This is a genomic window from Actinacidiphila sp. bgisy145 (assembly GCF_057708125.1).
The window spans coordinates 1-576 of sequence record NZ_JBYIRL010000136.1 but is presented as its reverse complement, the minus strand read 5'-3'; the positions used below and the strand labels follow the sequence as shown (position 1 = coordinate 576).

The window sequence follows — 576 nt, the reverse complement described above, 5'->3', positions numbered from 1 at the left end:
GACCTGGGGCAGGCTGGCCTTGACGACCGAGGCCGGTACGCCGGGCAGTGCCTTGCTCGCCACGTTCTGCACGGTGGCGGAGTCGATGTTGTCGTGCATGTAGGCGGTGGCCTGTTGGACGGCGGTGGCGAACTTCTTGGCGATGTCGGCGTGCTGGCTGAGGTAGCTGTTGCGTGCGACGACGATCTGCCCGTATCCGGCTTCCTTCTCCGACCAGGCGGTGACCTTGGTGGAGTCGGCGACGACGACGCCGTCACCGGTGGCCTGGATGGCGAGCGGGGTGGGCTGGGAGGTGACGAACCAGTCGATCTGGTTGCTCTTCAGGGCCGCCTTGTCGGCGGCGGGGCTGGGCAGCGAGACCCACTTCACCTTGCCGGGGTCCACGCCGTACGCCTTGAGGTAGACGCTCGCCTCGCCCTTGGTGTTGGCCGAGCTCGAACCGCCGGTGGAGCCGTCGAGCGCCTTGGCGACCTGCGCCGCGGGCGTCGAGGCGGTCAGGTGGTGCGCCTTGGCGAACTTGGTGCTGACGATCAGGCCGAGCGGGTTGCCGCCGCCGTCCGCGGCGATCGCCGTCTC

Annotated in this window: 1 protein-coding gene; it reads right to left on the bottom strand. The window is 69.3% G+C overall.

Going from position 1 to position 576, the window contains the following annotated elements:
- Window positions 1–576, bottom strand: a 576-nt coding sequence (locus AC3ERT_RS36645; RefSeq protein WP_435179521.1) for an ABC transporter substrate-binding protein, incomplete at both ends; no start/stop codon positions are given.